This is a genomic window from Ignatzschineria sp. F8392, assembly GCF_002252045.1.
GTDB lineage: Bacteria > Pseudomonadota > Gammaproteobacteria > Cardiobacteriales > Wohlfahrtiimonadaceae > Ignatzschineria.
In genome coordinates this window covers 37928-52080 of sequence record NZ_NEFF01000003.1, presented here as the reverse complement: position 1 = coordinate 52080, position 14153 = coordinate 37928, and the positions used below count along the sequence as shown (strand labels likewise).

Genomic DNA, 14153 nt, shown 5'->3' with positions numbered 1-14153 from the left:
GCCCCATGAATAAAAACCTTTACACCTGCGAGATGTAAAGGTTTTTTAGCGATCCTTATAGGGATCTATCAAATAGTTGATAAGGGGGTGCTACTCTAGGGCAATGTTGAGTTGCTCTGACTATCTCCCTCATCGATAACGATCCCATCTTCCTTAGCAACAGGCGGAGGAATAAGATCTTCCCGCTTAAGCCCTAAGACGTAGGCTCCTGCTGCGGCAATGAAGATTGAAGAGTAGGTCGCAATCACGATACCGATTAACATAATGAGCGAGAAGGAGTGAATCACTTCGCCACCAAAGAGATAGAGTGCTAAGACTGCTAAGAAGGTGGTCAGTGATGTCATTACCGTTCTCGAGAGTGTCTGATTGATCGAGGCATTGATAATCTCTTTAGGGGTATCGGTACGATTGAGTCTAAAGTTCTCACGGATACGGTCTAAGATAACAACCGTGTCATTGACGGAGTAACCGATCACCGCCAAGATCGCCGCAAGTGAGGTTAGATCAAACTCTAATCCTAAGATAGAGAATGCCGCAACCACAAAGAGACCATCATGGACTGTGGAGAGAATTGTCCCCATAGAGAGCTTCCACTCAAATCTAAACCAGATATAGACAAGGATTAGGAAGATCGCAAGTGCTGATGCCATTACCCCATCAGATACTAATTCGCTCCCCACTTTGGCGCCAATATAGTCGATCTTTTGAATCGTCATTGGATTATCAGGAAGTGTTAAGGCGAGTGTTAGGTCCTCAGTGATTGTGGTGGACTCTTCAATATCATCGGTCGTAGGAATGTTGATTAAGACATTACGTGCTGAACCGAAATGTTGTGCCACGACAGAATCAAAGCCGATCGCCTCTAACTGCTCACGAACAGCATCGATCTCTACCGGTTTTTCATAGACCGCCTCAATCTCCGTTCCCCCTGTAAAGTCGAGCCCCAATTTGAAGCCTTTCGTGACAGAGATTCCTACTGCAAGGATACAGACCACGATACAAGCGCCAATCCAAAGCTTAGCATAGCGCATAAAGTTGTAGGTGGTCTCTCCTGAGAAGATATGGAGTCGCTCGCGACCGCCGATAGAGAGTTTCTTGATGGTGCGACGACTTCCGTAGAGAAGATTGATAATCGCTCTATTGAAGTAAACGGCAGTAAAGACAGAGGTGATAATCCCTACAGAGAGAGTAACAGCAAAGCCTTTAATAGGGCCTGAACCAATAAAGAAGAGGGCGATAGCTGAGAAGAGGCTCGTTAAGTTGGCATCCATAATTGTGCCGAATGCTTTCCCAAACCCATTGTTGATCGCCTGTTGCGGTGTGCTGCCTTTTCGCAGATCTTCTCGAATCCGTTCATTGATCAAGACGTTGGCATCAACACTCATCCCTAATGAGAGGACAATACCGGCAATCCCCGGGAGCGTTAAAGTTGCTTGAAGCAGTGAAAGAACCGCTAAGATCAGAACAAGGTTTGCGAGTAACGCAACGTTTGCTACCATCCCAAAACCACGATAGCGTAAGATCATAAAGACCATCACCATCAAGAGCCCATAGAGTGATGCATCAACACCGCGTTGAACATTCTCTTTACCGGCGCTCGGTCCAATCGTTCTCTCTTCAATAATATGGATGGGTGCAGCTAATGCCCCTGAACTTAAGGTAATTGCAAGATTGTTTGCTTCTTGAAGTGAGTTGATACCTGAGATCGAGAAGTTGGAGAAGAGCTGCTGTTGAATCGTTGCGACGTTGGCAATCTCTTCTGTTGTGATACTTTTACGAATCTCATTACCCTCTTTATCAAAAGTTGTCTGTAACTTATTTTCGATAAAGACGGTCGCCATCGGTTTTTTCACATTGGCTTTTGTACCCTCAGCAAAGCGGTCAGCGCCTTTCGAATCGAGCGTGATATAGACTTCCGGCAAGTTAGTCTCATGATTGAGTCCTGCTGTTGCCTTAACGATAGAGTCTCCTGTTAAGATCACTTGGCGTTTTAAGAGGTAGGGAACTCCATCACGAGTCAGATAGAGCTTTGTTCCTAATGGCGCACGACCCGTCTCTAACGCTTTATATGCTTCAGTAGCGGAGCGATCATCAACAATACGGAACTCTAATGTCGCAGTTGTTCCTAAAATCTCTTTAGCGCGAGTGGTATCTTGAATCCCGGGGAGTTGAACAACAATACGATCTAGTCCTTGTTGCTGAATAATAGGCTCGGCAACTCCTAACTCATTGACACGATTTCGAAGCGTGGTGATATTTTGGACCACTGCACTTGCTTTTCGTTCATTGATCTCTTTATTGCTAATTTTAGCGATGACGCGATTGCCACTACTATCAAAGGAGAGCTCTAAGAAGGCTTGATTGGTTGAGAGTAGTTGACGCGCACGATTGGCTTCATTAGCATTCCCAAAACTGATGGCAATTGTTTGAGGGTCTGTAATATCGATCAGCGGCGTGAGCCCCTTATCTGCAAGATGGCTCCGGATGCTCTCGGCATAGGTATTGGTCAATTGGGTAATTAACCCCTCCATATCAATTTCGAGGAGGAAATGAACACCACCGCGCAGGTCAAGACCTAGATACATCGGTTGTAACCCAAGTGAAGAGAGCCACTCCGGCATGTCGGGAGCAAGGTTGAGGGCAGTGAGGTATTGATCTTGGAGAACACCATCAAGGAGGTCTTTCGCCTTTAATTGTTCTTCCGTATCTTTAAAACGAATAAGAATTTGATCTTGGGATTCTTCGATACGTTTAACATCGAAGTGGTTCTCTTTCAAAACAGTATCCACGCGAGCGACTAATTCAGAGTTGATCTGGGTATCTCGTGTGGGGGAGATTTGAATAGATGGATCTTCCCCAAAGAGGTTGGGGAGCGCTAAGATAGTACAGAGAACAATGACCCCAAAAATCAGAATATTTTTCCAAAGCGGATATCGATTTAGCATAATATTGGGTTACTTTTAGTGTGTGAATCAAAAAGCCTAAACGCCTCTACAGAGTAGAGGCGCCGGCGCCAGAAAGGCGATTTATTGTCATATTGATCGATCTGAATATCGATTCTAAAATTATTCAGCTTTTTCTGCTTTTTCTGTTTTCTCTACTTTTTCAGGGGTTGCATCAAGCTTCTCACGATAAGTTCCTTTTGGAAGAAGTGAGCTGATCGCTTGACGTTGTGCTTTGATAATAACGTTAGGAGCGATTTCTGCACTCACATAGTTCTCATCAAGCGCACGAATTCTTGCAACAAAACCTGAGCTTAAAAGGATCTCATCACCCACTTTAAGTGAGTTGATCAATTCGCGATGTGCTTTTGCACGCTTTTGTTGTGGACGGATCATCAAGAAATACATCACAACAAACATTCCCCCAAACAGAATTAGGGTTGGAAAAATGCTTTGCTCTTGAGCTTGTGCAAATGCTGGAGAAACTAAGGCAGTTAAAGCAATCAGTAAACGCTTCATAAATGCTCCCATTAAATATGATTTATATGATTCGAAATTAAAAAATTTATGAATATAAAAATGTAATTGCAGAAATATAATTGCAAAAATATAACTACAACAATGTAACTACAAAAATGCAACTATAAAAATACAATTATAAAAATGAATAGTTGATCATTCTAACACTATATTATTGCAAACGCTTAAAACTTCTACTCATTTGAGCGAAATTTTGATCGAAGTAGAGGCACTCATTGTCAGTGGTACTTCATTCGATTCAATTATGCCACTTTTACGGTATGACTCAAGATCCCATATCAGTTTGCAAGCAGGAGTGTTGTGAAATAAAGGGGGAGAAGTGATGTTAACAGGTATAAAGAAAGCCACAAGATGATTTCCGGTGGCTTTCTCTCGATTTCTCGTAAGCGGTAGTTTAATGAGATTTCTTAACTACTTTACTAAATCATCAACGATCTCACTAACTATCTCACTAATTTACTATTTTGATGACTCTTCTACGCTTTTGCTAAGAGCATCTGCGCTTTTTGGATCACATGATCTACTGTGAAGCCAAAGTGTGGGGAGAGATCTTTGGCTGGCGCCGATGCCCCGAAAGTATCGATTCCTATCACAGCATCTGCAAACTCATACCAACCACGAGTGACACCTGCTTCAATGGCAAGGATCTTCTTATCGCCTAAAACAGCCTGTTTATAAGCTTCATCTTGCTCTCTAAAGAGCTCGACACACGGCATTGAAACAACACGAGCATTAAGCTCTTTCGCAGCTTTCATCGCCAACTCTACTTCAGAACCTGTTGCAAGAAGTGTGATCTCGGCCTGATCATTCTCAAGAAGAGTATAACCACCACGCTCAATATTTTTTAAGCTCTCGGCATCTCGGGTTTGGTGAGGAAGATTCTGGCGGGATAGGGCGAGTAATGTGGGGTGATCTTCAGCTTTGAGACCATCTGCCCAAGCAACTAATGTCTCAACCGCATCACAAGGACGCCATACATAGAGGTTAGGAATAAGGCGTAAAGATTCAACATGCTCGACAGGTTGATGGGTTGGACCATCTTCACCAAGACCGATGGAATCGTGGGTCATGATATAGATCACACGTTGCTCCATGAGTGCGCTCATGCGGATCGCATTACGTGCATAATCGGAGAAGACGAGGAAAGTTGCACCATAAGGGATAAAACCGCCATAGAGTGCTAAACCATTCATAATAGCCGCCATACCAAACTCACGAACACCAAAGCGGATATAGTTGCCTTCGCCGGTTGTGATATCGAGATCGCGGCTTCCTTTGAAGAAGGTATTGTTCGATGGGGTAAGGTCAGCAGATCCGCCCACAATCTCTGCAAGATCAGTCGCTAAAAGATCGAGTGCATTTTTGCTCGCTACACGTGTTGCGATATTCTCTTCTTTCTCATTGACGCTTTTGAGCGCTGCGGCAAAGATCTCTTCAAAGTTATCGGGAAGTTCACCTGCAATTCTGCGAAGAAGTTCATCGGCTTTTTCGGGGTGATCCGCAACATAAGCATCGAAGCGGTTATTCCACTCCTCTTCCATTTTATCGCCAGTATCGCGAGCATCCCAAGCTTGGTAGATCTCTTCTGGAACTTCAAAAGGACCATAGTTCCAACCAATGCTCGCTTTAGTTGCCGCAATCTCTTCAGGGCCTAAAGGAGCACCATGAGTCGCTTCTGATCCCTCTTTATTGGGGGAACCTTTACCGATCAGAGTTTTACAGATAATAAGTGTTGGTTTGTCTGATTTTTTCGCCTCTTTGATCGCCGCATCAACAGCTGCAATATCGTGACCATCAATTTGACCGATCACATTCCAACCGTAGCTTAAGAAGCGCTCTTTAGTATTGTCGGTAAACCAACCACGAATGTCTCCATCGATCGAGATGCCATTATCATCATAGAGTGCGATCAATTTGTTGAGTTTTAAGGTACCGGCAAGAGAGCAAGCTTCATGAGAGATCCCCTCCATCATGCAACCATCACCTAAGAATGCATAGGTGTAGTGATCGATAATGGTATGTTGATCTGTGTTATAAGTTCCCGCCATCATCTTTTCTGCAAGCGCCATACCGACAGCATTGGCAATACCTTGACCTAAAGGCCCTGTTGTTGTTTCGATCCCATCTGCAAAACCATATTCAGGATGGCCTGCTGTTTTAGCATTGAGTTGACGGAAATCTTTGAGATCATCGATTGAGAGCGCATAACCTGTTAAGTGTAAAAGAGAATAAAGCAGCATTGATGCATGCCCATTAGAGAGGATAAAGCGGTCGCGGTTGATCCAGTGGGGATTGTTGGGGTTATGTGAGAGATTAAGCCCCCAGAGAGCTGTCGCCATCTCTGCCATCCCCATCGGTGCGCCGGGATGACCAGAATTTGCTTTTTGTACAGCATCCATGCTGAGCGCACGAATAGCGTTTGCGCATTGTTTATTCATCTTTGACATAATATTTCATTAACCTTTAAAGCACTCGAAAATAGAAGCCCTAATTATACTCAACTTTCAATAAAAAATCTTACTTATCCCATAGGAAAGAGCGCCCATTTTGACTGAAAAGTGTCCGTCACTTCTCTCTAAGGATGATTGTGAGAGAATCAATGCTTGTGTGTTATTTGTGCGTTAATTAGACGATCGTTGCACGATAATTATTTATCGAACTTTTTTCGAAAATGAGTTAAAATATGATCCCTGATAGACTTTTTATTCACATCAATTTCAGGGTGGGTTCATGACACATTTTATATTTGTCACAGGTGGCGTTGTTTCATCTTTAGGCAAGGGTATTGCGGCAGCTTCTTTAGGTGCCATTTTAGAAGCTAGGGGACTTAAGGTTACAATGATGAAGTTGGATCCTTATATCAATGTCGATCCCGGCACGATGAGCCCATTTCAACATGGCGAAGTCTTTGTGACCGATGATGGCGCGGAGACAGATCTCGATTTAGGTCATTATGAGCGTTTTATCCGTATGACGGCGAGCCGTCGCAATAGCGTCAGTGCGGGACGTGTTTATAAAACCGTTATCGAGCGTGAACGAGCAGGTGAGTATCACGGTAATACTGTTCAAGTGATTCCTCATATTACCGATGAAATTAAGCATCGTATCTACAATGTGGCGCAGGGTGCCGACATCGCACTGATCGAGATTGGTGGCACGGTTGGCGATATCGAATCTCTCCCATTTTTAGAAGCAATTCGCCAAATTCGCACAGAGGTAGGACCTCGTAATGCGCTCTTCCTTCATTTAACTTTAGTACCATTTTTACGTGCATCGGGTGAGTTAAAGACAAAGCCGACACAACACTCGGTAAAAGAGTTGCGTTCGATCGGTATTCAACCTGATATCTTGATCTGCCGTACAGAAGAGCCGATTCCAGCAGAAGAGCGTCGCAAAATTGCACTCTTTACCTCTGTTGCCCAAGAAGCAGTTATCTCCTGTGTTGATTCTGATTCGATCTATAAAATCCCTGGACTTCTTCATGATCAGGGTCTTGATCGTATCGTACTTGAGCAATTTAATATTCAAGCGAAAGAGGCCGATCTCTCTGAGTGGGATCAGGTATTAGAAAATATCGCTACTGCTGATAGTGTGGCAAATATTTTGATCGTTGGTAAATATACAGAATTGACCGATACCTATAAATCGATCAATGAAGCACTATTTCATGCGGGAATTCAGACAAAGACAAAGATTAAGCTTCACTATGTAGAGGCTGCCTCCTTAGAAGATATGGATGAGACGGAGCTATCTGCGGCATTTGCCGGTATGGATGCTGTCTTAATTCCTGGTGGCTTTGGTGAGCGTGGAATGGAAGGGAAGATTCGCGCGATTCAATATGTCCGTGAGAATAATATCCCCTTCTTAGGGCTCTGTTTAGGCATGCAGTTAGCGGTTGTTGAGTATGCACGTAATGTGTTAGGGCTTGATGGCGCAAATACGAGCGAAGTTGATCCTACTTCTGAATATCCTGTTATTAAGATGTTAGATCCACAGCGCGATAGCGAAACAGATGAGTTTAAAGGCTATATGACGGTGGGTGCGCAACCTGCAACTTTGATTGAAGGGACAAAAGCATATGAAGCGTATGGGCGCGCTGATGTGAATGAACGTCATCGTCATCGTTATGGTGTTAATCTTGATTATCTCGATCAATTGCAAGATGGTAACTTTGTTGTTTCAGGTCGTACTAATGATCGTGGATTGATCGATTTTATTGAGCTGAAAGATCATCCTTGGTTTGTTGGAACGCAATCTCATCCTGAATTTAAATCGACGCCTAGAGATGGGCATCCGCTCTTTATCGCTTTTGTTAATGCTGCAAAAGCAGTGCAAGAAGAGAAGGGTAGTGACGAATAGTCAAAGTTAAGAGTATCAGTTAACAATAGCGGCTAACAATAGAAGATATAAGAATATAGAAAGAGCCTAGAGTGTGGTCGATAGCGAGATCCCTCTAGGTTCTTTTTTATCAGCTATAAAGGATAAAACCATAAAGGATAATATTAGAAGATGAATCAGAAGTTATCGATAATTCTCTATGAGCCAGAGATTCCGCCTAATACCGGAAATATTATTCGGCTCTGTGCTAATAGTGGTGCTGAGCTACATCTCATTGAACCACTTGGATTTTCGTTAGAGGAGAAAGCGCTTCGTCGTGCTGGGCTCGATTATGCGGAGTGGGCAACAATGAGTGTTTGGCCATCTTTAGAAGCGTGCCTTGAGGCAGTATCGCCTAATAGACTCTATGCTATGACGACAAAGGGAAGTAGAAATTTCTTTGAAGCAAAATTTGAGCCGGGAGATGCGCTGATTTTTGGACCTGAAACGCGTGGATTGCCTGAAGCATTGATCTTTTCACTCCCTGGTGAGCAACGTCTACGCCTTCCTATGGTGGAGAATGCCGGGAGAAGCCTTAATCTCTCCAACTCTGTTGCGATTGCGATCTATGAGGCATGGCGACAATTTGAGTTTAAGGGAAGTGATTAAAGAGATAGAGGGAAGCGAAGGGCGCTTTTAAAAGAGGGCGCTTGGAAGAAGAGAGGTACCTTGAGGAAAATGCTTGAAGCTAAGTTTTAAATGAGAGGGATTTAAGAGAGGGGATTTAACTATCCCCTTTTCTTTTGAAGCGAGGATCTCGTGCGGCACGAATTTGTCGCGCTTGCTTGGGATCGATAATCAAGGGGCGATAAACTTCAATTCGATCGCCCTCCTTAAGGGGGTGATCTTGATCGACTTTAATGCCAAAGATCCCAAATTGGGGAGAATCAATCACCTTGCAGGCTTCATGATAGAGTGCAAAGAAGGGAAGAGCATCTTTTAAGGTGATTCCTTCTTGAAACTTCTGTTTTTCAGTAGGCTGACGATCGGGAAGCGCTAAGATAAATTCAACCGTTATAAATTGATCATTAGTACGGTTATAGCGCTTGATTGTCTCGCGATTATGGGGGGAATTAGCTGAGAAGTTTTCCATAACGCACCTTTGCTTGAGCACTAAAGGCGGCAACCATACTGCCGGCAATATTTTCAAAGATTGGAGTCAAAAGTAATCTTGCAGGACCAAAAGAGAAATCGAAATCGATCATGAGATGAATCTCTGATCCACCATCAGGAAGGTCGTTAAAACGCCACTCTCCCCGAAGATGCTTAAATGGGCCATCCACTAGGTTAAGGGTGATTTTCTCACTCTCTACCAAAGTGTTGCGTGTAGTAAACCACTTGTTAAGCGGACCTTTCGCAGTCAAGATAGAGGCTTCCATCATAGTTGGTGTCGATTTAAGGATGCGAGATCCTTTACACCAAGGAAGAAAGGTAGGATATGATTCCACATCATTGACTAAATCGTACATCTGTTTTGCAGAAAATGGTTCTTTTTGTGATCGGCGTATGACAGGCACAGCATTCCTCAATTTATCAATATTTGTTGCTTCAATGAATTAATCTATTCTTCTCTACTCTCTGCGGGCTCTCTAGCGATCTTCTATTGATCTTTTATCGACCTCTTATCGACGCTCTATCAACTTTTATCTACTGGCCGGTCTCTTCCGATAAGTTTTGTTAAAGAGATAACATGAAGAGATAGTACAAAGCGATAAAGTATACAGATTAAGCGAATAGATAAAGAGAGAGCTACCGGTTTTAGGTAGCTCGCTATTATATCAAATTCTAACGCAAATCTAGAATCAATCTCTTGAAGATGCGCCGGAGTTGCGCTTTATTCCGCTCTTTAAGCTTCGGGTGTTGCTTGTAATGCCGTAATCGCAATGGTATAGACAATATCGTCGACAAGAGCGCCGCGCGAGAGATCATTGACTGGTTTTGCTAAACCTTGCAACATCGGGCCGATGCAGACGACATTAGCACTGCGTTGAACTGCCTTATAGGTGATATTGCCGGTATTGAGATCAGGGAAGATAAAGACCGTTGCACGCCCGGCAACAGGGCTATTGGGGGCTTTCTGTTGGCCAACACTTAAGACGCTAGCTGCATCAAATTGAAGGGGACCATCAATGAGCAGATCGGGTGCTTTTTCTCTGGCAATCTCTGTTGCTTTTGCAACCTTTTCGACCTCTTCTCCGGCACCTGATGTTCCCGTTGAGTAGGAGAGCATTGCAACACGAGGCTCAATGCCAAAGATCTTGGCAGATTCAGCAGATTGAATCGCAATATCGGCGAGTTGCTCCGGTGTCGGGTTGGGATTAACGGCACAGTCCCCATAGACATGAACCTGATCTTTCATCAACATAAAGAAGATGCTTGAGACCAGTTTTGAGTTTTTATCAGTGCCAATTAGCTGAAATGCTGGGCGAATGGTATCGGCAGTTGTATGAACAGCACCCGAAACTAAGCCATCGACATCCCCTTCTGCAAGCATCATCGTTCCAACTACGACACTATCTTTCAGTGCTTCTCGAGCACTCTCTTCAGTTGCTCCTTTATGTTGACGGCGCTCAACAAAGCCGGGAACATATCTCTCTACCAATGTTTTGGGATCGATGATCTCAATGCCATGCTCGGGCAGATGGATATTATGTGCTTTGGCAACCTCATCAATTGCCGCAACATCACCAAGAAGTACGCAGCGAGCAATGCCTCGTTCAGCACAGATTGCAGCGGCACGAAGCGTACGGGGTTCATCTCCTTCAGGAAGTACAATTCGGCGATCTGCTTTTTGCGCGCTCTGAATCAATTTGTAGCGGAAGGCAGATGGTGGCATGCGATCTGTTCCTTGTGTCTTCAGCTCTTTTACTAAGCGTTCAACATTAAGGTGTTGTGCAATAAAACGAATCGCAGCAAGATCATCCTTTAATGACTCATTTTCAGGCACAATACCGAGAGTATCGAGCGAGCGACAGAAATCGGTCTGGCAGAAAGTGACCGTCTTTTCGATCGCTTTAGGATCTTTGACATGGTTGATAATATAACCGGCAAGCCAGATATGGGATTCACTATAGATATAGGCATTAAGGTCAAAGTGAGCTGCAACCTCTTCGGGCGTATTTGCTAGGGAGTTTCCAGCAAAGACGACACCCGCACAGAGTGTGCGAGCGATATCGGCATTAAGATCGTGCGTATAGGGGCGCGTGTTATGATAGGTTAAGCCCTCAACGACAACAATATCGTGCCCTTTAGCGGCTTCTGTTGCTCTGCCGACAACAGCTTCTAAAAGATCATCATAGCTGCCATTGCGAATTGCATTATTCACCTCTCCTTCCAAAATGGGGGAGGGGGACTCATCATTGAAGAGTTCACGGTAGAGCTGCTCAGAGCGATTATTATCTTCACCAATAGGGCGAACAAATCCAACGCTTAACCCCGCCTTGCGCAGCGCTTCAACTAATGCCAGTGAAATTGAGGTTAAGCTCTTAATATCACCAGTAGGTGCGACAAATAATGTTTTCATAGATACAATGTTCCTTTTGATCGGTCTTAATCGTTCTTGATCGATTTATGATGCCTGCTTCTCTTTTTTTGCAATAATTTCTAAGGTATCTTGAACAATCATTCCCTCTTCATCCGTACAGACAACTAAAGCTTTACCGAAGTTGGAACTTGTGGCGATAACACCCTCCTTTCCGCCGGTACAGTAGCTGTTAGAAGGATTGCTAAAGCGATAACCTAAGAATGCTAGTTGGCTCATAATGAGTTCACGAACATAGGCTGAGTTTTCACCAATTCCGCCCGTGAAAACAATGGCATCGAGGCGCTGTAGTGCAGGGAGATATTCTGAGATTGTTTTGGCAACGCGATAACCGAACATATCAAGTGCTAAGCGGCAACGTTTATGCCCCTCTTTTGCTTTAGCTTCTAAGGTACGGCAATCATTGGAAACGCCGGAGATACCGAGAAGTCCGCTATCGAAGTTGAGAAGATTATCCATCTCATAGATATCGTAATCTAAACATTCAACAAGGTAGGGGATAAGGCCAGGATCGAGCGATCCGGAGCGAGTTCCCATCATTAACCCTTCAAGCGGTGTCAATCCCATACTAGTATCGACCGATTTTCCTCCACGAATCGCAGCAATAGAGGCACCATTGCCGAGGTGACAGCTGATAATATTGAGCTTTTCGAGGGGGATATCGAGAATGCGAGAGGTGCGTTCTGTAATATAGCGGTGGCTACTTCCATGGAATCCATAGCGACGAATATTATATTTTTCGTAGATTTCAAGTGGAAGGCCGTAGAGATATGCCTCTTCAGGCATAGTTTGATGAAAGGCGGTATCAAATACAGCAATTTGTGGCAGTTCCGGGAGAACCTCTTTTGCGGCCAAAATCCCTGTTAAGTTCGCTGGGTTATGAATCGGTGCTAATGGTGCACATTTTTTGATGATCTCAATCACTTCAGGGGTAATTTCAACGGACTCTTGGAAATACTCTCCCCCATGGACAACACGATGGCCAACAGCTTTGATCTTGTCGGCATAACCCTCTTTTTGGAGAAATTGGAAGGCCTCTTTAAATGCACCTAGGTGAGTGGGATCTTCAAGTTTATTCTTAATCTTCTCCCCATGGTATTTAATCGTTAAGGTGGCGTCGGGCGTATCGAGCTGCTCTGCGCCCCCGCTAATAACGGTATTGCGCTCTTTTGCATGAATCAACGCAAACTTAAGTGAGGAACTTCCGCAATTGATGACTAAAGCATACATAACTGTTTGACTCCTAAGCTTTCAATGTTCGGTGAACATATTGTTGTTATTGATTGGATCATCGCTCTTTCAGCTCTCATAAGAGTAGTGAGGGTCTAAGCCTACTCTTATTTCACGACACCTGATAAGGATAGGTAAGGGGAGGGCTTTAAGTTGAAATCATTAAGTACTAGGGAGAACTTAACCATTTCTGCCATAATCCAACGCTATTTATTTTAGTTTTAATTTTTTATCACGATTTTTTATCACGATTTTTTTATCACTCATTCAATTATCGACTTTATCTTTGAATAAAATGATCGAATGAAATATATCGAGCATTTATCAATGAGTTGATCGAATAGATCGAATAGATAATATTTTTCATACCTCTCTAATTAATACCCTATAAATTGCAAAAACCCAAAAAAAGAGTTGAAAACTTTTTATCTTTTTTGAGAATGTGATAGCAAAAGTTAAGGTAACAATCTGATAATGTCGCAGTAATTGCCTCTCTCAAGCATTTTTCTCAATTAACTCTATCGAGTATCCCTATCGACCATCCCTATCTACCCTTGAGTATCTGATTTAGGCTAAATTCCTGTTATAGCATGGATTCCCTTTTATGGGAGAACAAGATGCACTCGGCTTGATCTATATGCTTTAGATTGCTGAAAAAGTAACCACGATGTCGAGAGACTTTATCGATTTGAGACAATAATAAAGTAGTTAACATTTTGGTCGATTGAGAGAGAAAGGGAGGCGGAATTATGCCGTAGAGTAAATTTTTTGGAAAGCTACCGAGCGCTCCCGATTTAGTGTAAAATGCCCTCTTTTATAGCGATATGATTTTAGAAGATAGATCAAAGAAGAGAGAGTTTTATGGCAATCTTAGATGTAATTACAGTTCCTCATCCTACCTTGCGTGAAAAGGCTGCGCCGGTCACCACTTTCGATGCCGAGTTGAAGCAATTTGTTGAGGATATGCTAGAGACGATGTATGACGAAAAAGGGGTCGGTTTGGCGGCCAATCAGGTTAATGTCTTAAAGCGAGTCTTCGTTGCGGATTGCTCTGAAGAGCGCAATGATCCTAAAGTCTTTATCAACCCTGAGATTTTAGAAGTATCGGAAGAGACCGATGCCGCAGAAGAGGGATGCCTCTCACTTCCAACACTCTATAGCGGCCCGGTGATTCGTCCTGTTGCGGTCAGAGTTCGCGCACAAGATGTTAATGGTGATTTCTTTGAGCTTGAGGCAGATGGTCTTTTAGGGCGCTGTATTCAACATGAGTATGACCATCTCGAAGGAGTGCTCTTTATCGATTATCTCTCACGTTTAAAGCAGCAACGAATCTTGAAGAAGTTAGAGAAGGTACTCAAAGAGCGTGAATTAGAGCAGAATCAGTAATACCGCAACGTCATTAATGCAGCATTATTACGATATTTTACGGTACTTTACGGCATTTTAGGGATCTATTAGTGAATCTATAGTCGAAAAATGAGTGTTAGCGTAGAGTATTAGCGAGTATTAGGATCTAAAAATCT

At 43.4% G+C, this 14153-nt stretch carries 10 protein-coding genes; 3 read left to right on the top strand and 7 right to left on the bottom strand.

The genetic code is table 11. From position 1 onward, the window contains the following. Positions 1 to 95 precede the first annotated feature (95 nt). From secD to tkt, 3 genes are all read right to left on the bottom strand, one after another. Entirely contained in the window at positions 96 to 2945 is a 2850-nt protein-coding gene (secD, locus tag B9T19_RS06215; RefSeq protein WP_094567754.1) for a protein translocase subunit SecD, read from the bottom strand. A gap of 120 nt (positions 2946 to 3065) precedes the next feature. Then, complete coding sequence (gene yajC / locus B9T19_RS06210; protein ID WP_094567753.1) at positions 3066 to 3461, bottom strand: preprotein translocase subunit YajC; 396 nt, start codon at positions 3459 to 3461, stop codon at positions 3066 to 3068. Between the two features lie 497 nt (positions 3462 to 3958). Beyond that, positions 3959 to 5929 (bottom strand): transketolase, encoded by a 1971-nt coding sequence (gene tkt / locus B9T19_RS06205; RefSeq protein WP_094567752.1) that lies wholly within the window; start codon positions 5927 to 5929, stop codon positions 3959 to 3961. A gap of 283 nt (positions 5930 to 6212) precedes the next feature. Between tkt and B9T19_RS06200 the strand changes: the two genes are divergently transcribed. Both B9T19_RS06200 and B9T19_RS06195 read left to right on the top strand, forming a co-directional pair. Next, a complete protein-coding gene (locus B9T19_RS06200; protein WP_094567751.1) occupies positions 6213 to 7841 on the top strand; it encodes a CTP synthase in 1629 nt (542 codons plus the stop codon). A 150-nt stretch (positions 7842 to 7991) separates the two neighbouring features. Continuing rightward, a complete protein-coding gene (locus B9T19_RS06195) occupies positions 7992 to 8468 on the top strand; it encodes a tRNA (cytidine(34)-2'-O)-methyltransferase (RefSeq protein ID WP_094567750.1) in 477 nt (158 codons plus the stop codon). A gap of 115 nt (positions 8469 to 8583) precedes the next feature. Here B9T19_RS06195 and B9T19_RS06190 read toward each other — a convergent pair whose 3' ends face one another. From B9T19_RS06190 to B9T19_RS06175, 4 genes are all read right to left on the bottom strand, one after another. Next, the gene (locus tag B9T19_RS06190) at positions 8584 to 8952 is read right to left on the bottom strand and encodes an RnfH family protein (RefSeq protein ID WP_094567749.1); all 369 of its coding nucleotides are present in this window, start codon (positions 8950 to 8952) and stop codon (positions 8584 to 8586) included. Then, a complete protein-coding gene (locus tag B9T19_RS06185) occupies positions 8933 to 9376 on the bottom strand; it encodes a type II toxin-antitoxin system RatA family toxin (RefSeq protein ID WP_094567748.1) in 444 nt (147 codons plus the stop codon). Before B9T19_RS06185 ends, B9T19_RS06190 begins: the two co-directional genes overlap by 20 nt. A gap of 329 nt (positions 9377 to 9705) precedes the next feature. Beyond that, positions 9706 to 11382, bottom strand: a complete 1677-nt coding sequence (gene pta, locus B9T19_RS10905) for a phosphate acetyltransferase (RefSeq protein WP_094567747.1) — start codon at positions 11380 to 11382, stop codon at positions 9706 to 9708. A gap of 45 nt (positions 11383 to 11427) precedes the next feature. After that, positions 11428 to 12630, bottom strand: coding sequence for an acetate kinase (locus B9T19_RS06175; RefSeq protein WP_094567746.1), 1203 nt, complete (start codon positions 12628 to 12630; stop codon positions 11428 to 11430). Between the two features lie 861 nt (positions 12631 to 13491). Between B9T19_RS06175 and def the strand changes: the two genes are divergently transcribed. After that, positions 13492 to 14016, top strand: coding sequence for a peptide deformylase (gene def, locus B9T19_RS06170; protein ID WP_094567745.1), 525 nt, complete (start codon positions 13492 to 13494; stop codon positions 14014 to 14016). Positions 14017 to 14153: the final 137 nt, after the last annotated feature.

Coding starts and splice junctions, on each gene's coding strand:
- pta (WP_094567747.1), bottom strand. CDS start 11,382: ATGAAAACATTATTTGTCGCACCTACTGGTGATATTAAGAGCTTAACC.
- secD (WP_094567754.1), bottom strand. CDS start 2,945: ATGCTAAATCGATATCCGCTTTGGAAAAATATTCTGATTTTTGGGGTC.
- B9T19_RS06190 (WP_094567749.1), bottom strand. CDS start 8,952: ATGGAAAACTTCTCAGCTAATTCCCCCCATAATCGCGAGACAATCAAG.
- def (WP_094567745.1), top strand. CDS start 13,492: ATGGCAATCTTAGATGTAATTACAGTTCCTCATCCTACCTTGCGTGAA.
- tkt (WP_094567752.1), bottom strand. CDS start 5,929: ATGTCAAAGATGAATAAACAATGCGCAAACGCTATTCGTGCGCTCAGC.
- yajC (WP_094567753.1), bottom strand. CDS start 3,461: ATGAAGCGTTTACTGATTGCTTTAACTGCCTTAGTTTCTCCAGCATTT.
- B9T19_RS06195 (WP_094567750.1), top strand. CDS start 7,992: ATGAATCAGAAGTTATCGATAATTCTCTATGAGCCAGAGATTCCGCCT.
- B9T19_RS06175 (WP_094567746.1), bottom strand. CDS start 12,630: ATGTATGCTTTAGTCATCAATTGCGGAAGTTCCTCACTTAAGTTTGCG.
- B9T19_RS06200 (WP_094567751.1), top strand. CDS start 6,213: ATGACACATTTTATATTTGTCACAGGTGGCGTTGTTTCATCTTTAGGC.